Genomic DNA, 25,756 nt, shown 5'->3' with positions numbered 1-25,756 from the left:
TCAAACTCTCCAAAAAGAATTCTCAAACCCGGCAGAACAAACCCGACATCAAAATGTCCAGATCTGTTTCATACCAAAGGAATCATCACGAGGATGAAAAAAATTGGCACTGGCTATATAGCACCCTGTTGAGTTCTCAAAGAACAAGCACACACCGTGACCGGTCAGGTTTTCCCTGACCCCGCCTCCGGGGCAACTCATCCAGCTTACCCATCCGGCCTCTCCGTGTCAAACCCGAATTTTCGGATCTGTGCGGTTCGTCCGTTTGGACACCCCGAACACGCTGAACCGCTGAGGTCCGTACGAGGTTCGAGGAGAACCAGCGACCCGGCCGACGGTCCCCTCCGAGAAGAATCTCGGCGAACTCGTCCGCCCGGCTCGTCACCGGCTCGGTAACCATACCCGGTTGGTTTCATCCGATCAAATCGGCCCCACCCGGTGCGCTCCGGCCTCTTCAGTCCTGACCTTCCGGTCTCGGCTGTTTTGTCCGTTCCGCGCTGGCAGAGAGAACATTACGCGGGACGCGGCTCCGGCCGCAAATCGCCGGGCAGCGTCCCGCGTCACATGATGGGCGGCGGACTATTTCCGCAGCTCAGCGCCCGCAATCGTCTTCTTGCCCCGGCGGAGCACCAGGTACTGCCCGTGTAGCAGCAGGTCAGCGGACACCGGTTCGTCGGCTTCGGTCACCCGCTCGTTGTTGACGTACGCCCCGCCCTCGCTGACCGCGCGCCGTGCCTCGCCGAGGCTCGCCGCCAGGCCGGCCTCCTTGAACAGCACCGCGACACTGGGCAGCTCGTCGACCTGCACCAGCCCGGCCTCCGACAGCGCCGAGCGCAGCGTGGACGGCGCCAGCTCGGTCAGCGCGCCGCGCCCGAACAGCGCCTGCGACGCGGCGATGACCTGCTCGCACTCCTCCTTGCCGTGCAGCAGCGTGGTCAGCTCCTCGGCCAGCGCCCGCTGCGCGGCCCGCGCGAACGGCCGCTCCGCCGTCTCCCGCTCCAGCTCCTGCAGCTCCTCGCGGGAGCGGAAGCTGAAGTACTTCAGGTAGCGCAGCACGTCCCGGTCGTCAGTGTTGATCCAGAACTGGTAGAACGCGTACGGGCTGGTCATGGCGGGGTCGAGCCAGATGGCGCCGCCCTCGGTCTTGCCGAACTTGGTGCCGTCAGCCTTCGTCACCAGCGGGGTCGTGAAGGCGTGCACCGGGCCCGCGCCGCGGCGGCGGATGTAATCCACGCCGGCGGTGATGTTGCCCCACTGGTCGGAGCCGCCGAACTGCAGCCGGCAGCCGTAGCGCTGGTGCAGCTCGAAGTAGTCGTGCGACTGCAGCAGCTGGTAGCTGAACTCGGTGAAGCTGATGCCGGTCTCCAGCCGGTTGCGCACCACGTCGCGGGCCAGCATCTTGTTCACCGGGAAGTGCTTGCCGACGTCGCGCAGGAACTCGATCGCCGACAGGGCCGAGGTCCAGTCCAGGTTGTTGACCATGCGGGCCGCGTACTGACCCTCGAAGTCGAAGAACGGCTCCACCTGGCCGCGGATCTTCTCGACCCAGCCCTTGACCACGTCGGGCGAGTTCAGGCTGCGCTCGCCGCTGTCCTTCGGGTCCCCGATGAGGCCGGTGGCGCCGCCGACCAGCAGCAGCGGCCGGTGCCCGGCGAGCTGGAACCGCCGCGCCGTGAGCACCTGCGTGAGGTGGCCCAGGTGCAGGCTCGGCGCGGTGGGGTCGAACCCGACATAGAACGTCAGCGGGCCCGCCGCCAGGTCTTCGCGCAGCTCGTCAAGGCCGGTGCAGTCCTGCAGCAGGCCGCGCCACTGCAGATCATCGAGGATGTCCGTCACGCCGTAGATTGTCGCGCATCGCGCTCACGCCTCGGCAACCCGGTTTCCCCTGCTGGCCGGGCGGCACGAAGCCGGCACGGGGCGGGAAGCTTGCCGCGGCGGGGCGCCGGGCATAGCGCGGGCATGGACCTGTCCTTCCTCCGTGAGATGTATGAGATCCCCGGCCCCTGGGCGTCGGTGTACATCGACAGCACCGACCACACCGAGGCGACCGCCGCGGCGCTGAAGCTGCGCTGGCGGGCCGCCCGCGAGACGCTGCTCGACGAGGGCATCGACGAGCCGACCCTGCTCGCGCTGGAGGGCGCGCTGGCGCAGTACCGGCGGCCGCGGCACCGGCACGGGCTCGCCGTGTTCGCCGCGCAGGGGCGGGTGCACTACACCGAGACGCTGCCGGAGCCGCTCTGCACCGACAGCGCCGAGATGGCGCCGCTGCCGCACGTCACGCCGCTGCTGGCGACCCGGGACGGCCGTCCGTCGGCGCAGCCGCCCGCGCCGGGCGCGAGCGGGGTCGCCGACACGCTCGCCGCTTTCGAACAGCGGCAGGTGGAGGCGCTGCTGCTGGATCCGGTCGCGCTCGGCAGAGCGCGGGTATGGCTGGGCGACTCGCCCGCGGACCTGTCGGCGAGCGAGGAGCGGGTGCGGCGGATGGGGGCGGACCGCGCCCATCCGGTACGCGCCGAGGACGCGCTGGTCCGCGAGGCGGTGCTGCAGGACGCCGAGCTGATCATCGTCGACGCGGGCGAACTGGAGCTGAGCGAGGGCGTCGGCGCCGTGCTCGCCCGGTGACCGCGGTGATGCCGCCCCCGCCCGCTCTGCCGGCCGAGCCTGGTCAGCCGGCGGCCGGTCGGCGGCGCGGGGCATGGCGGCGGTAGGCGCTGACCGAGGGTTCGTCCGCGAGCCAGAAGCGCCACGGGACGTCGTGCGCGGCGGCGACGCCGACGCGGGGACCCGACCGGATGGCGTCCTCGTCCACCACGGTCGTCGGCGGCGTGAGCAGGACGGGCCCCGTGCCGTCGAGCAGTGAGGTGCGGTTGGCGGTGCCGTCGATGCCGAGGGCGACCGCCAGCCGCGCCGGGCCCCGGGCCAGCTCGCGGTCGGCGACCGGGCCACGGCGGGCGCGGGCCGCGGCCAGCCCGTCGACCACGCGGCCCGCGCGCAGCAGCACCGCGGCCGCCTCGCCCTCGCGGCCGGCGGTCACGTTGAGGCACCAGTGCATGCCGAAGACGAAGTACACGTAGAGAAAGCCGGCCGGGCCGAACATCACCGAGTTGCGCTCGGTGCGGCCGCGGTGGCTGTGGGAGGCGGGGTCCTCGCCGACGCCCGCGTACGCCTCGACCTCGGTGAGCCTGATCCGGACTCCCCCGGCGGCGAGTTCCCAGCCCAGCAGCCCGCGGGCGGTGTCGGCGATCTTGGAGGCGGGGGCGTCGAGCAGGGAGTAGTCCACGCATGAACGATGCCCCGCGGCCGCCGGATCGCAAAACGGGTGCTGTCGCACCCGGCGGGCATCATCCATTCATGTCGAACGTGTACGCGCGGGCCAGGGAGTTCGTGCTCGCCCAGGGCAGGCTGCTGGACCGGGCCCGGTTGCTGTTCCACTTCGAGTCCGGGCCGGCGACGGCGGTGCTCGCGGAGCTGGCGGCGTACCAGAACGAGGACGGCGGGTTCGGGCGCGCCCTGGAGCCGGACCTGCGGACCCCGGTCTCTTCGGCGGTCGCGACCTGGACCGCGTGCAACGTGCTGCACGAGATCGGCGCGGACAGCGGCGAGCCGGTGGTACGCCGCACCGTCCGGTACCTGCTCGACTCCTACGATCCGGGCGAGCGGCGCTGGTGGATCGTGCCGCCGGAGACGGACGCCGCTCCCCGGGCCGGCTGGTGGGCGTACCGCGACATCGCCGGAAACTTCGGCGACTGCCTGCTGAACCCGACCGCGGGACTGGCCGGCGCGTTGTGGGAGCACCCGGAGCTGGTGCCGCCCGCGCTGCTCGGCGACCTCACCGAGGCGGTGCTCGCGCGGCTCGACGAGTTCGCCGACGAGCGGCTGGATCGGGGCGACCTGACCGCCACGGAGCTGTTCGTGCAGGCCCGGCACCTCCCGGCGGCGGCGCGGGAGCGGGCGCTGGCGGCGCTGCGCCGGGCGGCGGCCCGGCTGGTCGAGCACCGCCCGCAGGAGTGGACGGCGTACACGCTGCAGCCGCTGGACGTGGCGCGGACTCCGGACTCGCCGCTGTCCCCCGCCGTCGACCCGGCCTCGGTCGCGGCGAACCTGGACTACCTGCTCGCCCTCCAGCAGCCCGACGGTTCCTGGCCGCTGACCTGGACCTGGGCTGACGTCGACCAGCAGGCGTGGGCGGTCGCCGAGCGCGAGGCCAAGGGCCTGGTCGCGGTGGAACGCCTGCTCACCCTCCGCGCCTACGGCCGCCTCTAGCGCCACCGCCCCACCCGGCCCGCCCTGCCCCACCCGGCCCTGCCCTGCCCTGGCGAAGATCGCGGGTTCGTGTCGAAAAGTGGTGTCCAGCCGCACTTCTCGACACGAACTACCGATCTTCGCGAAGGCGTGACGCGGAAGATCGCCATCTCGTGTCGGAACCTGCGGTCTGAGCTGAGGTTTCGACACGAGATGGCGATCTTCACCGAACACGGCGGGGCGGTCCCGGGGTCAGTTGGGGACGACGGACTCCGTGGACCAGGCGTGCCAGGTCTTGAGGTGCTCGGAGACTGCGGCGAGCTGGTCGGCGACCGGGCCGGGGCCGGTGGAGCCGGGGGTGGTGCGGGCGGCCAGCGCCGACTGCACGGTGAGCACGTCGCGCACCGACGGGTCCAGGTGCTCGCTGACCGCCGCCAGGTCGGCGTCGCTGACCTCGTGCAGCTCGCACTCGCGCACCGAGCACAGCGCCACCAGCTTGCCGGTGATCTCGTGCGCGTCGCGGAACGGCACGCCCTTGCGGACCAGCCAGTCCGCCACCTCGGTGGCCAGCGAGAAGCCGACCGGCGCGGACGCGGCGAGCCGGTCGGCGCGCACCGTCATGGTGGCGATCATCCCGGCGAGCGCGGGCAGCACCAGGCTGAGCGTGTCGACCGCGTCGAACGCGGGCTCCTTGTCCTCCTGCATGTCCCGGTCGTAGGTCAGCGGCAGGCCCTTGAGCATGGTGAGCACGTTGACCAGGCCGCCGATGAGCCGGCCGGCCTTGCCCCGGGCGAGTTCCGCGACGTCGGCGTTCTTCTTCTGCGGCATGATCGACGAGCCGGTGGCGAAGGCGTCGTCCAGCTCGACCCAGCCGAACTCGTACGACGTCCACAGCACCACCTCCTCGCCGAGCCGGGACAGGTGCACCCCGAGCAGCGCGGTGACGAACAGGAACTCGGCGACGAAGTCGCGGTCGCTGACCGCGTCCATCGAGTTCGCGAACGAGGTGCGGAAGCCCAGCTCCTTGGAGACGGCGACCGGGTCGAGCGGCAGGCCGGAGCCGGCCAGGGCCCCCGCGCCGAGCGGGCTGACCGCGGTGCGGTGGTCCCAGTCGCGCAGCCGTTCGAGGTCGCGCAGCAGCGGGTGTACGTGCGCCAGCAGCCAGTGGCCGAAGGTGACCGGCTGGGCGTGCTGCACGTGGGTCATGCCCGGGGCGGGCGTGTCGAGGTGGCGGGCGGCCTGCTCGGTGAGCGCCTCGGCCAGCTCGGTGATCCGGGCGCCCAGGTCGCGGGCGTGGTCGCGCAGGTAGAGGCGCAGGTCGGTGGCGACCTGGTCGTTGCGGGAGCGGCCGGCGCGCAGCTTGCCGCCGAGCGTGCCGAGGCGCTCCAGCAGGCCGCGTTCCAGCGCGGTGTGCACGTCCTCGTCCTCGACGGTGGGCCGGAAGGTGCCGGTCGCGACCGCGGCGTCGAGGTCGTCGAGGGCGGCCAGCATCTTCCCCAGCTCCTCGGGGTCGAGCAGGCCGGCCGCGGCCAGCACCCGGGCGTGCGCGCGCGAGGCGGCGAGGTCGTACGGGGCGAGCCGCCAGTCGAAGTGCACGCTGACCGAGAGCCGCGCCAGCGCCTCGGCCGGTCCGTCGGCGAACCGCCCTCCCCAGAGCCGGGTCATCGCTGGTTCCTCCTGTGAGTTCTCGAACAGTTGATCATGAAGTTAGGGCAGTGACACGCCGTCGAACACGCCCATAAGTTCATGATCAACGGGGTGATGGCGGCTGGGCCGGGTGGTCAGAGGTCGTCGTCGTCGAGGGGTGGGTGGGGGTGGTCGGTGGTGTCGAGGCCGGCCCAGTTGGCGAACTTGGCGGCGAGGGCTTCGCCGCCGGCGGGGTCGCGGGCGACCATGAAGATGGTGTCGTCGCCGGCGATGGTGCCGACCACGTCGGGCAGGCCACTGCGGTCGACGGCGCTGGCCAGGTAGTGCGCGGCGCCGGGCGGGGTGCGCAGGACGGCCAGGTTGCCGCTGTGGTCGGTGCCGTTGAGGACCTCGCGCAGCAGGCGCATCAGGCGCGCGGGGGCCACCGAGGCGGGCCGCAGCGCCGGGTGACCGTCCTCCGGGATCAGGTAGACCGCCGGGGTGCCGTCGCGGCCGCGTACCTTCACCGCGCCCAGCTCCTCCAGGTCGCGGGAGAGGGTCGCCTGGGTCACCTGCACGCCCTCCGCCGCGAGCAGCTCGCCGAGCTGCGTCTGCGACGTCACGCCGCCACCGCGGATCAGCTCCTCGATCCGCGCGTGCCGGGCGTTACGGGTCATCGGTGCGGTCATGCCGTCACCTCGGTCCGCTCGGCTGTGTCATGACGACAGCCTGACACGATTCGCCCGCCGAGGTCGCTCATGCGCGCTCCATGAGGAACGTCAGCAGCGCCTTCTGCGCATGCAGCCGGTTCTCGGCCTGATCGAAGACCGCGCTCGCCGGGCCGTCCATGACCTCGTCGGTGATCTCCTCGCCCCGGTGGGCGGGCAGGCAGTGCAGCACGATCGCGTCCGGGTGCGCGTGGCCGAGCAGCGCGGCATTGATCTGGTACGGCAGGAACGGGGTGATCCGGTCGAGCCCGTCCCCCTCGTGGCCCATCGAGGTCCAGGTGTCCGTCGCGATCACGTCCGCCCCGGAGACGGCCTCCTTGGCCTCGGTGTACTCGGTGACCGAACCGCCGGTGCGGGCGGCGACCGCGGCCGCCTGCGCCACGATCTCCTTGTCCGCGGTGAACCCGAAGGGGCCGGCCACGCGCACGTGCATCCCGGCGACCGCCCCGCCCAGCAGGTACGAGTGGGCCATGTTGTTGGCCGCGTCGCCGACGTAGGTGAGCGTACGGCCCTGGGTGTGGCCGAGGCGCTGCCGCACGGTCTGCAGGTCGGCCAGCACCTGGCACGGGTGGAAGCTGTTGGTCAGCGCGTTGACCACGGGCACGGTCGCCGCGGCGGCCAGCTCCTCGATGCGGGTGTCCTCGAAGGTGCGGATCACGATGCAGTCGACGTAGCGGGACAGCACCCGGGCCGCGTCGGACATGGTCTCGCCCCGGCCGAAGTGGGTGTTGGTGGCGTCGATCAGCACCGCGTGCGCGCCCAGCTCGGAGATGCCCACCTCGAACGAGACCCGGGTGCGCAGCGACGGCTTCTCGAACAGCACCGCGATCGACTTGCCGTCGAGCGCGTCGCGGAAGCCGCGCCGGTTCTCGGCGTACCGCTGGGCGAGGGTGAGGACCTGGTCCTGCTCGGCCGGGGTCAGGTCGTCGTCGCGCAGGAAGTGCCGGGTCATGACGGGGCTCCGGAGTCGGTGAGGGGCTGGGCGAGCTTGAGCGCCGGGCCCAGGGCGGACAGGAACGCGTCGGCCTGGGCGGCGGTGAGGATCAGGGGCGGGGCGAGCCGGATCGCGTCCGGCTGGGCGGCGTTGACGATGAACCCGGCGTCCAGCAGCGCCTTCTGCACGGCCGGGGCGACCGGCGCGGTCAGCACCACGCCGAGCAGCAGGCCCGCGCCGCGTACGCCGGACACCAGCGGGTGGTTGAGCGCCTCGATGCCGCGGCGCAGCTGCTCGCCGATCCGCTTGACGTGGTCGAGCAGCCCGTCGGCGGCGATGGTGCGCAGCACCGCGAGCGCCGCGGCGCAGGCCACCGGGTTGCCGCCGAACGTGGTGCCGTGCTGGCCCGGGGTGAACAGCGCGGCCGCGCCGCCCGGGTGGTGCTGGGCGAACGCGCCGTCGGCGAACGCGATGGTCGCGCCGATGGGCAGGCCGCCGCCGAGGCCCTTGGCCAGGGTGATCACGTCGGGGGCGACGCCCTCGGCCTGGTGGGCGAACCAGTGCCCGGTGCGGCCGACGCCGGTCTGCACCTCGTCGAGCACCAGCAGCGCGCCGTGCTTCGCGGTGATCTCGCGGGCGGCGGCGAGGAACCCGGGCGGGGCCGGGACGACGCCCGCCTCGCCCATGATCGGCTCCAGGATGACCATGGCGGTCTCCCCGGTGACGGCCGCGCGCAGGGCGTCGACGTCGCCGTACGGGATGTGGGTGACCTCGCCCGGCAGCGGCCGGAACGGGTCCGCCTTGGCGGGCTGGCCGGTCAGCGCCAGCGCGCCCATGGTCCGCCCGTGGAACGCCTGCGCGCAGGCCACCACGTGGGTCCGGCCGGTGCGCCGGGACAGCTTGAACGCGGCCTCGTTGGCCTCCGCGCCGGAGTTGGCGAAGAACACCCGGCCGGGGCGGCCGGTCAGCGCGAGCAGCAGCTCGGCCAGGGCGACCGGCGGCTCGGCGATGAACAGGTTCGACACGTGCCCGAGCTGCGCGATCTGCCTGCTGACCGCGGCGACCACGGCGGGGTGCCCGTGGCCCAGCGCGTTGACCGCGATGCCCGACAGCAGGTCGACGTACTCCCGGCCGGCCTCGTCGACGACCACCGCACCCGACCCGCTGACCAGGGCCAGCGGCGGGGTGCCGTAGTTGTCCATCATCGACTGCTGCCACCGCTGGGTGAGGGTCATGACAGTGCCCCGTCTGTGTCATCGGGGACGACCATGGTGCCGCACCCCTCGTCGGTGAAGAGCTCCAGCAGGGTGGAGTGCGGGACCCGGCCGTCGACCACGACCGCGGACGGCACGCCGCCCCGGACCGCGCGCAGGCAGGCCTCCATCTTGGGCACCATGCCCGCGGACAGGCTCGGCAGCAGGGCGTCCAGCTCCTTGGCCGTCATCTTCGCGATGAGGCTGTCCGTGTCGGGCCAGTTCGCGTACACGCCGGGCACGTCGGTGAGCACGATCAGCCTGCGGGCGCCCAGCGCGATCGCCAGCGCCGCGGCGGCGGTGTCGGCGTTCAGGTTGTGCGGCACGCCTTCGACGTCGGGCGCGACCGTGGACACCACGGGAATCCGGCCGGCCGCGAGCAGGCCGTCGATCAGCGCGGTGTCGACGCTGAGCACGTCGCCGACCTGGCCGATGTCGACCGGCTCGCCGTCGATCACGGCGGGGCGGCGCACGGCGGTGAACAGGCCCGCGTCGTCGCCGGCCAGCCCGACCGCGTGCGGGCCGTGCCGGTTGATCTGGGTCACCAGGTCCTTGCCGACCGACAGCAGCACCATGCGCACCACGGTCATCGCCTCGGCGGTGGTGACCCGCAGGCCGCCCTTGAACTCCGAGGCGATGCCCATCCGGTCCAGCATGGCCGAGATCTGCGGGCCGCCGCCGTGCACCACGACCGGGCGCAGGCCGACCGCGCGCAGGTACGCCATGTCGGCCGCGAAGGACTCGCGCAGCGCGGGCGTGGTCATCGCGTGGCCGCCGTACTTGACCACGATCGTCTCGCCGCGCAGCTGCGTCAGCCAGGGCAGCGCCTCGACCAGCGCGGCGGCCTTCTCCCCCGGGGTCACGAGCTGTACGCCGAGTTCTCGTGCACGTACGCGTGGGACAGGTCGTTGGTCCACACGGTCGCGGTGTGGTCGCCCGCGTTGAGGTCCACGGTGATGTGCACCTTGACGCCGGACAGGTCGACCTTGGAGCGGTCCTCGGCGGCGGCGCCGTTGCGGCACACCCACACGTCGTTGATCGCCACGTTCAGCTCGTCCGGCTCGTACACCGCGTCGGTGACGCCGACCGCGGCCAGGATGCGGCCCCAGTTGGGGTCGTTGCCGAACAGGGCCGTCTTGACCAGGTTGTTGCGGGCGATCTCGCGCCCGACGATCACCGCGTCCTCCTCCGAGTCCGCGTTGACCACCTCGATGGCGATCTGCTTGGTGTGCCCCTCGGCATCGGCCAGCAGCTGCTGGGCCAGGTCGTGGCAGGCCTGGGTGACCGCGGCGGTCAGCTCCTCCTGGGTCGGCTCGATGCCGGACGCGCCCGAGGCCAGCAGCAGCACCGTGTCGTTGGTGGACATGCAGCCGTCGGAGTCGACCCGGTCGAAGCTGACCCGGCACGCCTCGCGCAGCGCCTCGTCGAGCGCGTCCGCCCCGGCCACCGCGTCGGTGGTGAGCACGCACAGCATGGTGGCCAGCGCCGGGGCGAGCATGCCCGCGCCCTTGGCCATGCCACCCACGGTCCAGCCGTCGCCGGTGATCTCGACGACCTTGGGCCGGGTGTCGGTGGTCATGATGGCCTCGGCGGCGGCGAACCCGCCCGCCTTGGCCAGCGCCTTGCTCGCGCCCTCGACGCCGCTCAGCAGCTTCGGCATGGGCAGCCGCTCGCCGATCAGCCCGGTCGAGCAGACCGCGACCTGGCCCGCGCCCATGCCGCCCAGCCGGGACGCGACGAACTCCGCGGTGGCGTGGGTGTCCTGGAAGCCGCCCGGCCCGGTGCAGGCGTTGGCGCCGCCGGAGTTGAGCACGACCGCCTTCACCGCGCGGCCCTTGAGGATCTGCTGGGTCCACAGCACCGGGGCGGCCTTGACCCGGTTGGCGGTGAACACGCCCGCGGCGGTGGCGTCGGGGCCGTCGTTGACGACCAGCGCCAGGTCCAGCGCGCCGGTGCTCTTCAGCCCCGCGGCCACACCGGCGGCCCGGAAACCCTTGGGAGAGGTGACCGTCATGGTGCGACTCCGTAAACGGACAGGCCGGAGGTCTCCGGCAGGTCGAACATGATGTTGGCGCACTGGACCGCCTGCGCGGCGGCGCCCTTGCCCAGGTTGTCGATGGCGGAGACGACGATGATCCGGCCACTGTCCACGTCCACGGTGGCCTGCAGGTGCGCGCTCGCCGAGCCGAGCACCGCCGCGGTGTGCGGCCAGGCCCCCTCGGGCAGCAGGTGCACGAGCGGCTCGTCGCCGTACGCGTCGGCGAGCACGGCCCGCACCACGCCCACGGTGATGTCGCAGCTGGTGGGGCGGGCGGTGACGGTGGCCAGGATGCCGCGCGGCATCGGCGCGAGCACCGGCGTGAAGGACAGGCCGGTCGCGCCGGTGGCCTGCTTGATCTCCGGCACGTGCTGGTGCGCGCCCACCTTGTACGGGCTCAGGTCGCCCATCACCTCGCTGCCCAGCAGGTGCAGCTTGGCGGACTTGCCCGCGCCGGAGGTGCCGGAGGCGGCGACCACCACCACGTCGGCGGGGTCGGCCAGGCCGCTGTGCAGCAGCGGGGCGAGCGCGAGCGTGGTGGCCACGGCGTAGCAGCCGGTCGCGGCGACCCGGGCCGACTTCGCGATCAGCTCCCGCTGGCCGGGCAGCTCGGGCAGGCCGTAGGTCCACGCTCCGGCGTGCTCGCCGCCGTAGTAGCGGGTCCAGGCGGCGCCGTCGTGCAGCCGGTGGTCCGCGCCCAGGTCGACGACCTTGGCGGACGCGGGCAGGACGGCGGCCAGCGCGGCGGACTCGCCGTGCGGCAGCGCCAGGAAGACGAGGTCGGCGTCGGCGAAGGCGTCCGGCGAGGTCTCGCCGAGCGTCAGGTCGAGGCCGGTAAGGTGCGGATGCACCGCGGCGACCGGTTTGCCCGCCTGGCTGTGCGCGGTGGCCGCGACGAGGTCGAACTCGGGGTGCCCCGCGATGAGGCGCAGCAGCTCCCCGCCCGCATAACCGCTGGCTCCCGCGACGCCGATCCGGATTCCCATGCCTACCTCCGCATAAACATTCTCCATGAGAATACGATGGACTGTATGTTCATGCAAATGAGGCGCGCGTCACTCATCCGGGAAGCCGGCCACCAGCTCGTAGAAGCGGGTGCAGGCAGCGCCCTCGTCTGACAGCACCTCGCGGACGTCGTACACCCCACGCTCGTAGTAACCGAGTTCCCAGCGTTCACCGGCCGGGCGCAGGAACCAGAAGTCGGTCGGGATCGGCACGTGCTCGTGCACGCCGGGCACCTCGAACGACTCCGGCGGCTGCCCGGCCTCCAGCAGCGCCGTCACGAGCACGTGCCGATCCGGGATCACTTGCGCACCACCGGCTTCTCCTCCACCAGGTAGCCGTTGGCCAGCAGCCACGTCACGCTCAGCGCGCCGCCGGCCTCGGGCAGGTACTGCGGCATCAGTTTGTACTGCGTACCCAGACCGGGCTGGCCGAACCACGGCGCGGCCGGGCCGGCGTCCACGCTGAACGGCTTGAGCACGCAGTACACGTGGTAGTTGGCCTGGGGCGCGCCCTCCGGCGTGTTCAGGCTCTGCGGCGGCAGCGCGCGCTGCCCGAACGAGGCGCCCAGCGGGGCCAGGAAGGTGCCGCCCGGGAAGCCGAAGCGGTCCAGCCGCGCCCGCGGCTGCAGCTCCAGCGGGTGCCGGTCGACCATGTCGCCGTGCGTCAGGAAACCGTCGTTCGGCGGGTAGATGAAGCGCTGCTGGGCGTCGAGGTACTCGGCGACGAACGCGTCCCGGTCGAGCGAGCCGAAGCGGTGGTACCCGTGCAGCAGGCGGCCGACGGCGCCGCGCCGGGGCAGCGGCTTCGGGCCGAGCTGGGGCAGCGCCGGGTCGTAGTAGGTCTGGGTGGCCGGTGCGATGGCCGGTGTGCCGGGCTCGCACTCGGTGTAGCTGCCCGCGGGCGGTGGCGGGTGGTGCGGACCGGCCGTCGCGGCGGCCGGGGCGAGCGGGACGAGCAGGCTGGCGGCCAGCGCCGCGAGCAGGAGACGGACTTTCACGGAACCCCCGTAGCGTGAGCGATTGCATGATCACTAACGGCGGGAGCCGGGAGTTGGACACTCCCCAAGACTTGTTTGGTGGTTTAGACTCCCCAACATGTCTTTGGGAGATGAGGACGGCGCCATGTCTTCGGCAGGTGAGGACGAGGCCGCGGTCCGCCGCACCACGGTCGGCGATCTGCGCGCCCTGGCGCACCCCGTCCGGCTGCGCATCCTGTCGCTGCTCACCGGAGCCGAGCTGAGCGCCGCCGAGATCGCCCGCGAGCTGGAGATCACCCACGCCAACGCCAGCTACCACCTGCGCCTGCTGCGCGACAGCGGGCACATCCAGCCCGCCGGGCAGGAGAAGGTCCGCGGCGGCGTCGCCCGGCGCTACCGGTACGACGTCAGCAGGGAGTTCGACCCACGCGAGCCCGGCGAGCCCGCCGAATACCCGACGTCCTACGGAGCCCAGCTGATGTACGCCGCGCTCGCCGCCGAGCTGCAGCGCCGCGGCCGCGCCGTCGTCACGGGACCCGCCTCGGCCAACCTGACCACCGACGCCGAGCTCTGGGTCGACCCCGACCGGTGGCGCGCGCTGCGCGACCGGGTCTTCGAGGCGAGCCGGGAGCTGCACGAGGCCGCCCAGCCCCCGCACACCCCCGGCACGGTGCGCGTCAGCGCGACCATCGCCCTGTTCCGCATGGAGGACGAGTGAGCTTCCGCGACGCCCTCACGCCGCTGCGCCACGCCGCGTTCCGATACCTGCTCACCGGCCGGATCGTCGGCATGCTCGGCAACGCCGTGGCGCCCATCGCGCTCGCCTTCGCCGTGCTCGACCTCACCGACTCCGCCGTCGACCTCGGCCTCGTCGTCGGCGCGCGGTCCCTGGCCAACGTGCTGTTCGTGCTGTTCGGCGGCGTGCTCGCCGACCGGCTGCCCCGGCACCTGGTCATGGTCGGGTCCGGCGTGCTCGCGGCGCTCACCCAGGGCGCCGTCGCCGTGCTGGTGCTCACCGGCACCGCGACCATTCCCCTGCTGATGGCGCTCGGCGTGGTCAACGGCATCGTCTCGGCGCTGTCGCTGCCCGCCGCCGCGGCCATGCTGCCCCAGACCGTGCCCGCCGACCTCATCCAGCCGGCCAACGCGCTCACCCGGCTCGGCTCGAACGCCGCCATGATCGCGGGCGCGGCGCTGGGCGGGGCGCTCGTCGCCACCGTCGGGCCCGGCTGGGGCCTGGCCGCCGACGCCGCCACCTTCGCGGTCGGGGCGCTGGCGTTCGCCCGGGTACGCGTGGCAGACGTGCGCGACCGCACCGCACCGCGCGCGGGCACCCTGCACGAGCTGCGCGTCGGGTGGACCGAGTTCGCGTCCCGGAGCTGGGTGTGGTCCGTCGTGCTCGCGTTCACCTTCCTCAACGCGGCCCACCAGGGTGGGATGAGCGTGCTCGGCCCCACGGTCGCCAACGACACCGTCGGGCGGTCGGGGTGGGGCACGGTGCTCGCGGTGCAGACGGCGGGCATGGTCGCGGGGGCGCTGCTGGCGCTGCGGCTGCGGCTGCGGCGGCCGCTGCTGGTGGGGTGCGTGTGCATGTTCGGGTTCGCGCTGCCGATCGTGGCGCTGGCCGAGCATCCGACGCTGCCGGTGCTGCTGGTGAGCGGGTTCCTGTGCGGGGTCGCGATCGAACAGTTCGCGATCGCGTGGGACTCGTCGCTGCAGCGGCACGTGCCCGCGGATCGGCTGGCGCGGGTGTACTCGTACGACATGCTGGGGTCGTTCCTGGCGATCCCGGTCGGGCAGGTGGCGGCCGGGCCGCTGGCGGAGTGGATCGGCACGCAGAACGCGCTGCGGTGCGCGGCGGGGGTGATGGTGCTGGCGGTGCTCGGCATGCTCGCCAACCGCGGCGTGCGCACCCTCCGCGCCGACACCCCCGTCGCCTCCCCCACCGCCCCCTCCCGCGAACCCGCCTCCGCGACCGCCTGAGCCCGCCCCAGCCCCGCCCGAGCCCTTCGCCCGCGCGGCCTTGATCGTCCGACTTGCCAGGCACTTGGGCGAATGCGGCCTCAAGATACGCCCGTGTGCCGGGCAAGTCCGATGACCTTGGCCGCCGGAGGCGGCCTCGGGCGGGGTGGGGCGGGGCGGGGTGGGGCGGGGCGGGGTGGGGCGGGGCGGGGTGGGCGGGGTCAGGGGGTGGTGGGGCGGGTGTGGCGGAGGTAGAGGTGGGTGCCGTCGGTGAGGACGTGGGTGGGGGTCAGGCGGCGGGGGGCCGATGGGGGGCCGGCGACGATGCGGACGGAGCCGGGGCCGGCCAGGGTGGGGCTGAGGGTGAGGCAGAGTTCGTCGACCAGGTCGGCGGCGACCAGGCCGCCGAGCAGGTGCGGGCCGCCCTCGCAGAGGATCTGGGTCAGGCCGCGGGCGGCGAGTTCGGCGACCATCACGGCGGGGTCGACCGACGAGTCGCCGCAGTCGATCACCTCGGTGTCGGCGGGGTAGTCGTGGGGCGCGGACGCGTACGTGATCACGATCGGCGGCGTCGGCGGGTCGGTGAAGAACTTGGCAGGGACGTCGCCGGAGCGGGTCACCGCGGCGAAGCGCGGGTGCGGGGTGAGGCCGTGGGCCGTCCGCCACGCCTGGGCCTCGGCGTCGAGCAGGGTCGCGCCGTAACCCTCGACGCGGATCGTGCCCGCGCCGACCACGACCACGTCGGCCTGCATGCGCAGGCGTTTCATCAGGTCCTGGTCGGCGGGGCTGCCGAGCGCGCCGGAGCGGCCTTCGAGGGTGGCCGCCCCGTCCAGTGAGGTGATCATGTTGGCGCGCAGCAGCGGCCGGTCCGCACGCGGGTACGCCGACAGCAGCTCCCCGCTGTCCAGCTCGGCGGACGGTTCCGGCCACAGCCTGCGCATACGCGACCTCACATATTGTGCACGGTGTAGGCGGGCTGGCGCCAGCCCAGGATCGCCTCGGTCATGTGCACGGCGTCCACGGATTCACGCACGTTGTGCATGCGTACGATCCGGGCGCCGAGCAGCACGCTGGTGACGGCTGCGGCGAGGCTGCCGGACAGGCGCTCGCCCTGGGGCCGGTCGAGCGTCTCGCCGACGAAGTCCTTGTTGGACACGGCGGCGAGCATCGGATAGCCCACGGCGGCGATCTCGGGCAGGCGCCGGGTCAGCTCCAGCGTGTGGAACGTGTTCTTGTTCAGGTCGTGGCCCGGGTCGATGACGATCTGCTCGGGGCGTACGCCCCGGGAGAGCGCGACCTCGACCCGCGACCGCAGGAACGCGGCGATCTCGCCCGCCACGTCGGCGTACTGCGGCTTCGGGTAGTGGGTGCGCGGCCGGGCCAGGCTGTGCGTGACGATCAGCTGGGTGTGCGGGTGGGCCGCGACCAGGTCGGCGAGCGCCGGATCGTGCAGGCCGGTGGTGTCGTTGACGACGTGCGCGCCCGCGGCGAGGCAGGCCTCGGCCACGTCGGCGCGGAACGTGTCGACGCTGACGACCAGGTGCGGGTGCCGCGCGACGGTGGCCTCCACCACCGGCAGCACCCGCTCCAGCTCGACGTCGCTGTGCACCTCGCCGCCGTCGGGCGAGAACTTCACCCCGCCGATGTCGATCCAGTCCGCGCCGGCGGCGGCCGCGGCATCGACTGCCGCGACCGCCGCGTCGAGCGCGTAGGTGGCCCCCTTGTCGTAGAACGAGTCGGGGGTCCGGTTCACCACCGCCATGACCGCGACCTGGCGGTCGAAGTCGAACTCGCGTCCGGCGATGACCCGCTTGGGGGCGATCAGGTCGGGGATGAACATCAGGCGCCGCGCAGGATCGCGCCGAAGCGCTGCGCCGTGACCGCCACCGCCGCGTCCCGGGCCGCGACCGCCTCCTCGACGGTCAGGGTCCGGTCGGGCGCGCGGAAGGTCAGCTTGTACGCCAGCGAGCGCTGCCCCGCCCCGAGCTGCTCGGACGCGTACACGTCGAACAGCCGCACCGACTCCAGCAGCGGGCCGGCGCCCTCGGTCAGCGCCGCCTCGACCTGCCCGGCGGGCACGTCGGCGGACAGCACGAGGGCGACGTCGATGAGCGCGGGCGGGTACGTCGAGAACACCGGCGGCGGGGTCGGCCCCGGCAGCGGCACCGCGTCCAGGTTCAGCTCCATCGCGCAGGTGCGCTTGGGCAGGTCCAGCGCGGTGCAGACGGCCGGGTGCAGCTCGCCCGCGTGGCCGACGACGACGCCGTCCACGGTGATCGCCGCGCACCGGCCCGGGTGCCACGGCGCCTGCTCGGCCGCGCTGACGCCGACCGACGCGGCCGGGACCGCCGAGGCGGCCAGCACGTCGCGCGCGGCCTGCACCGCGTCGGACCACATGGCGGCGCGGCCCGCGCCCCACCAGCCGGAGCGCTCGTACTCGCCGGTCAGCACCACGGCCACGTGCCACGGCTGCGCGGGCACGGAGGCGTTGGCCTTCTCCCACAGCGCCGGGTCGGGACGGCCCGCGACACCCAGCACCGGCGGCACGCCGGCCGCCGGGTCGGGCAGGAAGACCAGGCCCTGCTCGAACAGCGCGGCGTCGCGCTGGCCGCGGCCGACGTTGCGCTTGAGCGCGGCCAGCAGCGGGGGCAGCAGGCTGGTCCGCATGAACGGCTCCTCGTCCGACAGCGGGTTGGCCAGCCGCACCGCGTCGGTGGGCAGCCCCAGCGTGGACAGCGCGCTCGCGGCGACGAACGGGTACGACAGCACCTCGACGTAGCCCTGCTCGGCCAGGGTGCGGCCGACCGAGCGCTTGCGGCGCTGGGACGGGGTGAGGCCGTTGCCGGGCGGCGCGATCGGCAGCACGCTGGGCACCTTCTCGAAGCCGTCCAGCCGGACCACCTCCTCCACCAGGTCGGCGGGCTCGCGCAGGTCGGGCCGCCAGCTCGGCGTGATCACGTCGACGCGGTCGTCGTACACGGCCGTGTCGCAGCCGACCTCGGTGAGCAGGTCGCCGATACGGTCGACGGAGTAGTCCACGCCGATCAGCCGGCTGGGCTTGTCGGCCGCCATGCTGATCATCGTGGGCTCGCCGGGGTGGTTCAGGTCGAGGATCTCCTCGCCCGGGGTGCCGCCGCCATACTCGACCAGGAGCTTGACGGCCCGGTCGATGGCGACCAGGCACAGCTCGCGGTCCACGCCGCGCTCCCAGCGCTTGGCGGCCTCGCTGAACAGCTTGTGCCGCCGCGCGGTGCGCCCGACCATGGTCGGGTCCCAGTGCGCGGCCTCGAACAGCACGTTGACCGTGCCGTCGACGACCTCCGAGGTCTGCCCGCCCATGACGGCGGCCAGCGAGACGGGACCGGTGTCGTCGCAGATCACCATGTCCTCGGCGGACAGCACGCGGGCCTGGCCGTCCAGGGTGGTCAGCTTCTCGCCCTCGGTCGCGCGGCGCACCACGAGCCCGCCGGTGATCCGGTCGGCGTCGAAGGCGTGCATCGGCTGGCCCAGCTCGAGCATCACGTAGTTGGTGATGTCGATGGCGAGGCCGAGCGTGCGGACACCGGCGGTGAGCAGGCGGCGGGCCATCCAGTCCGGGGTGGGCGCGGCCGGGTCGATGCCGCGTACCAGCCGGGCCGCGAAGCGGTCGCAGCCCTGCGTGTCCTGAATGGTCACCGGCCACGCGGGGGCCGCCGTGCCGGCCGGCGCGGGCGCCAGGCCGGGGTCGGTGAACCGCGCGCCGAACGCGTGGCCCAGCTCGCGCGCCAGGCCGCGCACCGACATCTGGTATCCCCGGTCGGGCGTGACCGTGACGTGCACCTCGATGTCGTCCAGGCCGACCACCGGGCGCGCGTCGTCGCCCGGCTGCGCGGTGACCGACTCGGGCAGGATGATGATGCCGTCGTGGTCGCCGGACAGGCCCAGCTCCGCCGCGGAGCAGATCATGCCGTGCGAGTTGCGGCCGTAGGTCTTGCGCGCGCCGATGGCGAAGCCGCCGGGCAGCACGCCGCCGGGCAGGATCACCACGACGCGGTCGCCTTCGGCGAAGTTCCGGGCGCCGCAGATGATCTCCTGCGGCGCGCCGGTGCCGTTGGCCTGGCCGACGTCCACGGTGCAGAACCGGATCGGCTTCTTGAACTCGGTCAGCTCCTCGATCGTCAGCACCCGGCCGACGACGAGCGAGCCCTGCACCGAGTGGCGCTGGTCGGCGATCTCCTCGACCTCGATGCCGAGGTTGTTCAGGGCGAGGTCCAGATCGGCCTCGGTGAGGTCAGCGGGCAGCGCGACGTGCTCCCGCAGCCAGGACAGTCCGACCTTCATGGTCAGTGCACCTCCATGCCGAACGCGCGGGAGAACCGCACATCGCCTTCGATCATTTCCCGCATGTCGCTCAGGCCGTTGCGGAACATCAGGGTCCGCTCGATGCCCATGCCGAACGCGAAGCCGGAGTACTCCTCCGGGTCGATCCCGCACGCGCGCAGCACGTTCGGGTTGACCATGCCGCAGCCGCCCCACTCGACCCAGCGCGGGCCGTCGCGGTGCGCCGCGAACCACACGTCGAACTCGGCCGACGGCTCGGTGAACGGGAAGTAGTGCGGCCGCCAGCGGGTCCGCGCGTCCGGGCCGAACATCGCGCGGGCGAAGTGGTCCAGCGTGCCCTTGAGGTGCGCCATGGTGATGCCCTTGTCCACCACCAGGCCCTCGACCTGGTGGAAGACCGGCGAGTGGGTGGCGTCCAGCTCGTCGGTGCGGTACACCCGCCCGGGGACGACCACGTAGATCGGCGGCTTGCGGTCCAGCATCGTGCGCGCCTGGACCGGCGAGGTGTGGGTACGCAGCACCAGGCCGGACTCGGTCGCGCCGGTGCTCGTCGCGGCGGCCTTCACCCAGAACGTGTCCATCAGGCCGCGCGCCGGGTGGTCCGGCGAGATGTTGAGCGCGTCGAAGTTGGCCCACTCCAGCTCGACCTCGGGGCCCTCGGCGATCTCGTATCCCATGCCGACGAACAGGTCGCCGACCCGCTCCATCAGCGTGGTCAGCGGGTGCCGGGCGCCGCGCGGGCGGCGGTCCCAGGGCAGGGTGACGTCGACGGTCTCGGTCTCCAGCACGCGCTGGGCCTGCTCGGCCTCCAGCACCACCAGGCGCGCGTCGTACGCGGCCTGGATCGCGGTGCGGGCCTCGTTGACGCGCTTGCCCGCGTCGGCCTTGGCGGCGGGCGGCAGCGCGCCGATCTCGCGGCGGGCCAGCGACACCGGCGAGCGGTCACCCAGGTGCGCGACCTTCTGCGCGGCGAGCGCGTCCAGGTCGGTGGCGTCCGCGAAGGCCTTGTCCGCGGCGGCGACGGCGTCGTCGAGCGCGGCCGGATCGAGCATCGCGGCCTGCTTGGGGTCGTACGGATCGTGACGGTATGTCATCAGAACTCCAGATCGGCAACCGGAACAGTCTAGGCAATGGGCCAGGACGGGCACGCGCGGCTTCGCCGCAGCCCACCGGTGCGATCGGAGAGGAAGAGCTGAACGCGCGTCAGTTCCGCCGCCCGCCACCGGCGGGCTGGCTAAAGGAACGGCGCCTCATCGTTCGCTCCCTCTCGGACGGGTTCTCGCCGCGAGCATACCGCGCGGCGCTCAGCGCTCGCGGCCCGGTTATCGGGGGCGCTGCGCGCGGGCGGAGGCGTAGAGGCAGACGGCCGCGGCGGCGGCGAGGTTGAGCGACTCGGCGCGGCCGTGGATGGGCACGCGGACCGCGGCGTCGGCCGCGTCGCGCAGGTCGTCGGGCAGGCCGTGCGCCTCCGAGCCGAACAGCCAGGCGGTCGGCTGCGCGAGGGAGCCGTCGTCGAGCAGGTCGTCGAGGTCGGTCGCGCCGTAGCCGGAGGTGGCCAGGGTGCGCAGGCCCGCCCCGCGCAGCGCGGCCAGCGCGGCGGGCGCGTCGGGGGCGCGCACCACGTCGAGGTGGAACAGGCTGCCCGCGGAGGCGCGTACGCACTTGGAGTTGTACGGATCCACGGCGTCCCCGGCGAACACCACCGCGGTCGCGCCCGCGGCGTCGGCGGTGCGCAGGATCGTGCCGGCGTTGCCCGGGTCGCGGATCTCGACGGCGACGGCGACCAGCTTCGGCCTGCGGGCCAGCGCCGCCTCCAGCGGGACGTCGCGCAGGTCGCAGACGGCGATGACGCCCTGCGGGGTGACCGTGTCGGCGAGCGCGGCCATCGCCTCGTCGGTGACGACGGAGAAGTGCGCGCTGCTCGCCCCGTGCAGCAGGTCGCGGTGGCGGCGGCGGCCGTCCTCGGTCACGAAGATGTCGCGTACCGCGCCGACGGCCAGCGCCTCCCGGACGGCCTGCGGGCCCTCGGCGAGGAAGCGCCCGGCCTTCTCGCGGTCGCGGCGGCGGTGGAGCTTCGATGCGGCAACGACCCGGGGAGTCCGCTGCGTGAACAGCGGGTCCCCGGGTCGCTGGAAGTGCTGCGTCACCGACGGGCTCAGGCGGCCTGAGCCTCGGCGACGGCCTTCTTGGCCACCGCGACGATGCCGGCGAACGCCGCCTCGTCGTTCACGGCCAGGTCGGCGAGGATCTTGCGGTCGACCTCGACACCCGCGAGCTTGAGGCCCTGGATGAGGCGGTTGTACGTCATGCCGTTGGCACGAGCGCCCGCGTTGATGCGGGTGATCCACAGCTGCCGGAAGTCGCCCTTGCGGTCCTTGCGGTCGCGGTAGGCGTACTGCATCGAGTGGAGGATCTGCTCCTTCGCCTTGCGGTACAGGCGGGAGCGCTGGCCGCGGTAACCGCTGGCGGCCTCGAGCAGGGTACGGCGCTTCTTCTGGGCGTTGACCGCCCGCTTGACGCGTGCCATATCAGCTTCTCCTTAAAGGTTTCCGTCTAAAAGGCGCGCGTCAGCGGCCGAGCATCTTCTTGATGCGCTTCACGTCGGCCTTGGCCACCTCGACGGTGCCCGTCAGCCGGCGGGTGCGCCGGGAGGACTTGACCTCCAGCAGGTGGCGCTTGCCCGCCTGCTCCTTAACGATCTTGCCGGAGCCGGTCACCTTGACCCGCTTGGCCATGCCGCTGTGGTTCTTCATCTTCGGCATCGGAAGTTCTCCCCTACAGAATCTCGCCGCACGGCGGGGGCCGTGCGGCAGGTGCCCAAATCGAGCGTCGTCAGGCCTGTGCCGAGGGCTCGGCCACGGCCTCTTCGGCCTCCGCACCGGTGCCCTCGTCGCCCTTGCGGCCGACGGCGGCCTTCGTGCTGCGATGCGGCGCAAGCACCATGATCATGTTTCGCCCGTCCTGCTTCGCCGACGACTCGACGAATCCGACCTCGGCGACCTCCTCCTCCAGCTTGCGCAGGAGGCGGAAGCCCAGCTCCGGGCGGCTCTGCTCGCGACCGCGGAACATGATGGTCACCTTGACCTTGTCTCCGGCCTTGAGGAACCGCACGACGTGACCCTTCTTGGTCTCGTAGTCGTGCGAGTCGATCTTCGGACGGAGCTTCATCTCCTTGATGACCGTCTGCTGCTGGTTACGCCGGGCTTCCCTGGCCTTGAGCGCGCTCTCGTACTTGAACTTGCCGAAGTCCATGAGCTTGCAGACCGGCGGGCGTGCCATGGGCGCAACCTCAACCAGATCCAGATCGACATCCGCGGCCAACTGCAGGGCGCGCTCCAGCGGGACGATGCCCACCTGCTCACCCTCCGGGCCGACCAGTCGGACCTCACGCGCCCGGATCTGATCGTTGATGCGTGGCTCGACGCTGATGTGGCCTCCTCAAATCGTGTTCCGCGCCACCGGTAGGCGCCGGCGACGCGCTTGGCGTCAGACCAAAAGCAGAAGGCCCAGGCGACAGCCTGGGCCCGCTCGACCGGTCTGGGTGCACGCCAAGTGCACGACCCGAATGGAGGACGGGAAAGTCCTTCACCAGGTGACCGGACCCGGCTCGCTCAGGGCGATCGGGTGGGAGCAGGCGCTCCGCTTGCCTCCGACTCCGCCGGACCGCACACAGGGCGCGTTCACGGGTGTCGGAAAGGTCGACTCGAAAAGATTACCACAACCCCTGCTTGCGCCCGGCAGGGCGGGAGGGTATGTGCTCAGGCCACCGGTTCCGCGGCACGGGCGGCGGCGTGCAGCGACCGCAGCGACTGCACCGCGGCGACCGCGTGCGCCCGGTCCACTGCCTGCACGGCGAGCACCGACACGGTGTCGTCGTTCTCCAGCTCCAAGCTCAGCCACGGCTGGTTGCGCTCGAATGCGATCTTGCGCACAGCGCCCCACGGCAGCTCGTACCCACCGATGATGTTGCGGACCCGGATGCCCGCGGCGTCGGCCTCCACGCGGGGCCGGGCCACCGCCATGATGCCCAGCGCGAACACCACCCCGAGCGCGATCATGGCGAACTGGTCGCCCTTGCGGAACACGCCCTCGCCGACCTCGGTCAGCGCGGTGCCGATCACCGCGAACAGCACCACCACCGCCACCGCGGCGCCGATGCACACCCGCCGCGTACGCAGGGGCCGGAAACTGACGCGCTGTCCCTCGCTGCTCACGCCGACGAGTCTGCCACGGGCGGCGGTGACGGCCTCCACCGCCACCGCCGCCGAGGCGCGTCACACACCGTTGCCCGGACGGAACCGGCCGGACCACGTCACCCGTGGCCCGGCCGGGAGGTGGAGCAGCCGCTCCGGTGCGGGGTTACAGGCGGCAGGCGTGGATGTCGGTGACCAGGATGGCGCGGGCGCCGAGGTCGTACAGCTCGTCCATGATCCGGTGCACGTCGGTGCGCTGGACCATCGCCTGCACGGCGACCCAGCCCTCGCGGTGCAGCGGGGACACCGTCGGCGACTCGATGCCGGGGGTCAGCGCGACCGCGCTCTCCAGCCGGTCGGCGCGTACGTCGTAGGCCAGCATCACGTAGCGGCGGGCCACCAGCACACCCTGCAGGCGGCGCAGCAGCTGGGCCACGGCGCCGTTGCGCTCGCCCTCGGGCCGGCCGACCAGCACCGCCTCGGAGACCAGGATCGGCTCCCCGATCGGCACCAGCCCGGCCTGCCGCAGCGTGCCGCCGGTGGCGACCACGTCGGCGATGACGTCGGCCACCCCGAGCCGCACCGCGTTCTCCACGGCGCCGTCGAGCTTGACCACGTCGGCCTTGATCTCGTGCTCGATCAGGAAGCGCTCGACCACGCCGGGGTACGCCGTGGCGACGCGCCGCCCGGCCAGGTCGGGGATGTCCCGCACCGTCTCCGGCGGGGCGGCGAACCGGAACGTGGCCGGCGCGAATCCCAGCGGCAGCAGCTCGGTCACCGGCGCCCCGGAGTCCACCAGCAGATCCTGCCCGGTGATCCCGAGGTCGAGGTCGCCGGAGCCCACGTACACCGCGATGTCCCGCGGCCGCAGATAGAAGAACTCGACGTCGTTGTCGGCGTCCATGCAGACCAGGTCACGGTCGTCCCCGCGCTGGCGATACCCCGCCTCCCGCAGCATGTCGGAGGCGGGCTTGGACAGGGTGCCCTTGTTGGGCACGGCAATACGCAGCATGTTCTCTTCGACTCGTCTCTGTGATCAACCAATGTTGATCATGAAGTTATGGACACGACACACCGTCGAACACGTCCATAAGTTCATGATCAACCCGACAAAGGGCGGGCGCGGGATCACAGATGTCGGTAGACGTCCTTGAGGGTGAGGTTGGCGGCGAGCATCAGGACCTGGGTCTGGTAGAGGAGCTGGGAGATCTCCTCGGCGGCGCGGTCCGGGCCCTCATGCTCGGCGGCCATCCACGACTCGGCGGCCTCCTCGACCACCTTCTTGCCGACCGCGTGCACGCCTGCGGAGACCGCCTTGACCGTGCCGGAGGTCGGGTCACCAGCGGCCACCTTGGCCTGCAGCTCCTCGAACAGCTCCTCGAACGTCTTCACGCCGGTCATTCTGCCCGATCGGTCCCGGACCGCCCCGACCGCCCGGCCCGCGCGGCACATGCTGGGACGACGCGGCGGCGAGGAGCATGGAGGGATGAGCGAACACATGCTGGCCGTACGCCAGGACAGCCTCGGCGGGCCCGAGGTGCTCCACGTGGCCGAGGTCCCCCGCCCCTCCCCCGGCCCGACGGAGGTGCTGGTGCGGGTGCACGCGGCCGGGGTGAACCCGGTGGACTGGAAGGTGCGCCGGCGCGGTGGCACGTTCGGCGACCCGCCGTTCACGGTGGGCTGGGACGTGTCGGGCGAGGTCGCGGCGATCGGCCCCGGGGTGACCCGGTTCGCGGTGGGCGACGAGGTGTTCGGCATGCCCCGCTTCCCGATGGCGGCGGGCGCGTACGCGCAGTACGTGACGTCACCGTCCCGGCAGCTCGCGCGCAAGCCCGCCGGGCTGGACCACGTGCACGCCGCCGCGCTGCCGCTGGCCGCGCTGACCGCCTGGCAGGCGCTGGTGGACACGGCGCGGGTCACCGAGGGGCAGCGGGTGCTGGTACACGCCGCGGCGGGCGGCGTCGGGCACCTGGCGGTGCAGATCGCCAAGGCGCGCGGGGCGTACGTCATCGGCACCGCCCGCGCCGAGAAGCACGGCCTGCTGCGCGAGCTGGGCGTGGACGAGCCGGTCGACTACACGGCGGTCGACTTCGCGCAGGTGGTCAAGGACGTGGACGTGGTGCTCGACACCGTCGGCGGCGACTACGAGGACCGCTCGCTGCGCACCCTGCGGCCCGGCGGCATCCTGGTCGGCATCCTCAACGCGGGCAGCGCGGCGGAGACGGCGGCCAAGGCGGCGGCGCTCGGGGTACGCGGGACGGGCATGCTGGTCGAGCCGGACCACACCGGCTTGGAGCAGATCGCCGCGCTGGTCGAGGCCGGCCTGCTGCGCCCGCTGGTGGCCGCGACGTTCCCGCTGGCCGAGGCGGACCGGGCCCACGAGCTGGGCGAGACCGGCCGCACCACCGGCAAGATCGTCCTCACCGTCCCGCAGGACTGAGCCGAGCCTGCCACGGCACCGCGTGGCAGGCTCCGCTCA

At 72.7% G+C, this 25,756-nt stretch carries 27 protein-coding genes and 1 rRNA gene (1 of these 28 running past the window's edge); 5 read left to right on the top strand and 23 right to left on the bottom strand.

What is annotated here, in order from left to right:
* Positions 1–16 (bottom strand): 16S ribosomal RNA (locus tag CS0771_RS18770); it reaches 1,500 nt to the left of the window's first position.
* Between the two features lie 563 nt (positions 17–579).
* Positions 580–1,836 (bottom strand): tyrosine--tRNA ligase, encoded by a 1,257-nt coding sequence (tyrS, locus tag CS0771_RS18765; RefSeq protein ID WP_212842190.1) that lies wholly within the window; start codon positions 1,834–1,836, stop codon positions 580–582.
* 123 nt (positions 1,837–1,959) lie between these two features.
* Here tyrS and CS0771_RS18760 point away from each other — a divergent pair, with 123 nt between their 5' ends.
* Positions 1,960–2,622, top strand: a complete 663-nt coding sequence (locus CS0771_RS18760) for a hypothetical protein (protein WP_212842189.1) — start codon at positions 1,960–1,962, stop codon at positions 2,620–2,622.
* Positions 2,623–2,665: 43 nt separating this feature from the next.
* Here CS0771_RS18760 and CS0771_RS18755 read toward each other — a convergent pair whose 3' ends face one another.
* A complete protein-coding gene (locus CS0771_RS18755) occupies positions 2,666–3,280 on the bottom strand; it encodes a DNA-3-methyladenine glycosylase (protein ID WP_244870873.1) in 615 nt (204 codons plus the stop codon).
* Between the two features lie 71 nt (positions 3,281–3,351).
* Between CS0771_RS18755 and CS0771_RS18750 the strand changes: the two genes are divergently transcribed.
* Positions 3,352–4,263 (top strand): hypothetical protein, encoded by a 912-nt coding sequence (locus CS0771_RS18750; RefSeq protein WP_212842187.1) that lies wholly within the window; start codon positions 3,352–3,354, stop codon positions 4,261–4,263.
* A 231-nt stretch (positions 4,264–4,494) separates the two neighbouring features.
* Here the strand turns inward: CS0771_RS18750 and argH are convergent, their stop codons facing one another.
* The 9 genes from argH to CS0771_RS18705 all read right to left on the bottom strand — a co-directional run bounded on the left by argH (position 4,495) and on the right by CS0771_RS18705 (position 12,823).
* On the bottom strand, positions 4,495–5,907 hold the full coding sequence (gene argH / locus CS0771_RS18745) for an argininosuccinate lyase (protein WP_212842186.1): 1,413 nt from the start codon (positions 5,905–5,907) through the stop codon (positions 4,495–4,497).
* A 116-nt stretch (positions 5,908–6,023) separates the two neighbouring features.
* Positions 6,024–6,557, bottom strand: coding sequence for an arginine repressor (locus CS0771_RS18740; RefSeq protein ID WP_212842185.1), 534 nt, complete (start codon positions 6,555–6,557; stop codon positions 6,024–6,026).
* 67 nt (positions 6,558–6,624) lie between these two features.
* Complete coding sequence (gene argF, locus CS0771_RS18735) at positions 6,625–7,548, bottom strand: ornithine carbamoyltransferase (protein WP_212842184.1); 924 nt, start codon at positions 7,546–7,548, stop codon at positions 6,625–6,627.
* Positions 7,545–8,765 (bottom strand): acetylornithine transaminase, encoded by a 1,221-nt coding sequence (locus CS0771_RS18730; RefSeq protein WP_212842183.1) that lies wholly within the window; start codon positions 8,763–8,765, stop codon positions 7,545–7,547. The genes argF and CS0771_RS18730 overlap by 4 nt, the downstream gene beginning before the upstream one ends.
* On the bottom strand, positions 8,762–9,646 hold the full coding sequence (gene argB / locus CS0771_RS18725) for an acetylglutamate kinase (protein ID WP_212842182.1): 885 nt from the start codon (positions 9,644–9,646) through the stop codon (positions 8,762–8,764). Before argB ends, CS0771_RS18730 begins: the two co-directional genes overlap by 4 nt.
* The gene (gene argJ / locus CS0771_RS18720; RefSeq protein WP_212842181.1) at positions 9,643–10,797 is read right to left on the bottom strand and encodes a bifunctional glutamate N-acetyltransferase/amino-acid acetyltransferase ArgJ; all 1,155 of its coding nucleotides are present in this window, start codon (positions 10,795–10,797) and stop codon (positions 9,643–9,645) included. The genes argB and argJ overlap by 4 nt, the downstream gene beginning before the upstream one ends.
* Positions 10,794–11,807 carry an N-acetyl-gamma-glutamyl-phosphate reductase gene (gene argC, locus CS0771_RS18715; protein WP_212842180.1) on the bottom strand — a complete coding sequence of 338 codons (1,014 nt, stop codon included), beginning with the start codon at positions 11,805–11,807 and terminating at the stop codon, positions 10,794–10,796. The genes argJ and argC overlap by 4 nt, the downstream gene beginning before the upstream one ends.
* Before the next feature lie 69 nt (positions 11,808–11,876).
* Positions 11,877–12,128, bottom strand: a complete 252-nt coding sequence (locus CS0771_RS18710; protein WP_212842179.1) for a hypothetical protein — start codon at positions 12,126–12,128, stop codon at positions 11,877–11,879.
* Positions 12,125–12,823 carry a TNT domain-containing protein gene (locus CS0771_RS18705; protein ID WP_212842178.1) on the bottom strand — a complete coding sequence of 233 codons (699 nt, stop codon included), beginning with the start codon at positions 12,821–12,823 and terminating at the stop codon, positions 12,125–12,127. Before CS0771_RS18705 ends, CS0771_RS18710 begins: the two co-directional genes overlap by 4 nt.
* A 124-nt stretch (positions 12,824–12,947) precedes the next feature.
* On the opposite strand from CS0771_RS18705, the gene CS0771_RS18700 reads away from it, so the two are divergent.
* Positions 12,948–13,520 (top strand): helix-turn-helix transcriptional regulator, encoded by a 573-nt coding sequence (locus CS0771_RS18700; protein WP_212842177.1) that lies wholly within the window; start codon positions 12,948–12,950, stop codon positions 13,518–13,520.
* On the top strand, positions 13,517–14,785 hold the full coding sequence (locus CS0771_RS18695) for an MFS transporter (RefSeq protein WP_212842176.1): 1,269 nt from the start codon (positions 13,517–13,519) through the stop codon (positions 14,783–14,785). The genes CS0771_RS18700 and CS0771_RS18695 overlap by 4 nt, the downstream gene beginning before the upstream one ends.
* A gap of 200 nt (positions 14,786–14,985) precedes the next feature.
* Here CS0771_RS18695 and CS0771_RS18690 read toward each other — a convergent pair whose 3' ends face one another.
* The 11 genes from CS0771_RS18690 to CS0771_RS18640 all read right to left on the bottom strand — a co-directional run bounded on the left by CS0771_RS18690 (position 14,986) and on the right by CS0771_RS18640 (position 24,678).
* Entirely contained in the window at positions 14,986–15,705 is a 720-nt protein-coding gene (locus tag CS0771_RS18690) for a pyrimidine reductase family protein (RefSeq protein WP_212842175.1), read from the bottom strand.
* Between the two features lie 8 nt (positions 15,706–15,713).
* Complete coding sequence (gene folP, locus CS0771_RS18685; RefSeq protein ID WP_212842174.1) at positions 15,714–16,604, bottom strand: dihydropteroate synthase; 891 nt, start codon at positions 16,602–16,604, stop codon at positions 15,714–15,716.
* Positions 16,604–19,084 (bottom strand): phenylalanine--tRNA ligase subunit beta, encoded by a 2,481-nt coding sequence (pheT, locus tag CS0771_RS18680; protein WP_212842173.1) that lies wholly within the window; start codon positions 19,082–19,084, stop codon positions 16,604–16,606. Before pheT ends, folP begins: the two co-directional genes overlap by 1 nt.
* A gap of 2 nt (positions 19,085–19,086) precedes the next feature.
* A complete protein-coding gene (pheS, locus tag CS0771_RS18675) occupies positions 19,087–20,178 on the bottom strand; it encodes a phenylalanine--tRNA ligase subunit alpha (protein ID WP_212842172.1) in 1,092 nt (363 codons plus the stop codon).
* Between the two features lie 228 nt (positions 20,179–20,406).
* Entirely contained in the window at positions 20,407–21,231 is an 825-nt protein-coding gene (locus CS0771_RS18670) for an RNA methyltransferase (protein WP_244870872.1), read from the bottom strand.
* 8 nt (positions 21,232–21,239) lie between these two features.
* Positions 21,240–21,611 carry a 50S ribosomal protein L20 gene (rplT, locus tag CS0771_RS18665; RefSeq protein WP_120320125.1) on the bottom strand — a complete coding sequence of 124 codons (372 nt, stop codon included), beginning with the start codon at positions 21,609–21,611 and terminating at the stop codon, positions 21,240–21,242.
* A gap of 40 nt (positions 21,612–21,651) precedes the next feature.
* A complete protein-coding gene (rpmI, locus tag CS0771_RS18660; protein WP_203757289.1) occupies positions 21,652–21,846 on the bottom strand; it encodes a 50S ribosomal protein L35 in 195 nt (64 codons plus the stop codon).
* Between the two features lie 70 nt (positions 21,847–21,916).
* A complete protein-coding gene (infC, locus tag CS0771_RS18655) occupies positions 21,917–22,495 on the bottom strand; it encodes a translation initiation factor IF-3 (RefSeq protein ID WP_203757302.1) in 579 nt (192 codons plus the stop codon).
* A gap of 347 nt (positions 22,496–22,842) precedes the next feature.
* Positions 22,843–23,298 (bottom strand): PH domain-containing protein, encoded by a 456-nt coding sequence (locus CS0771_RS18650; protein WP_212842171.1) that lies wholly within the window; start codon positions 23,296–23,298, stop codon positions 22,843–22,845.
* 145 nt (positions 23,299–23,443) lie between these two features.
* On the bottom strand, positions 23,444–24,289 hold the full coding sequence (hisG, locus tag CS0771_RS18645) for an ATP phosphoribosyltransferase (RefSeq protein ID WP_212842170.1): 846 nt from the start codon (positions 24,287–24,289) through the stop codon (positions 23,444–23,446).
* A 116-nt stretch (positions 24,290–24,405) separates the two neighbouring features.
* Positions 24,406–24,678: a phosphoribosyl-ATP diphosphatase gene (locus tag CS0771_RS18640; protein ID WP_212842169.1), complete on the bottom strand. Its 273-nt coding sequence runs from the start codon at positions 24,676–24,678 to the stop codon at positions 24,406–24,408.
* Positions 24,679–24,763: 85 nt separating this feature from the next.
* Here CS0771_RS18640 and CS0771_RS18635 point away from each other — a divergent pair, with 85 nt between their 5' ends.
* Complete coding sequence (locus CS0771_RS18635) at positions 24,764–25,717, top strand: NADP-dependent oxidoreductase (protein WP_244870870.1); 954 nt, start codon at positions 24,764–24,766, stop codon at positions 25,715–25,717.
* The last annotated feature ends 39 nt before the right edge of the window (positions 25,718–25,756 follow it).

This window comes from Catellatospora sp. IY07-71, assembly GCF_018326265.1.
Lineage (GTDB): Bacteria > Actinomycetota > Actinomycetes > Mycobacteriales > Micromonosporaceae > Catellatospora.
The sequence above is the reverse complement of the archived record's forward strand: the minus strand, read 5'-3'. Positions and strand labels throughout refer to the sequence as shown.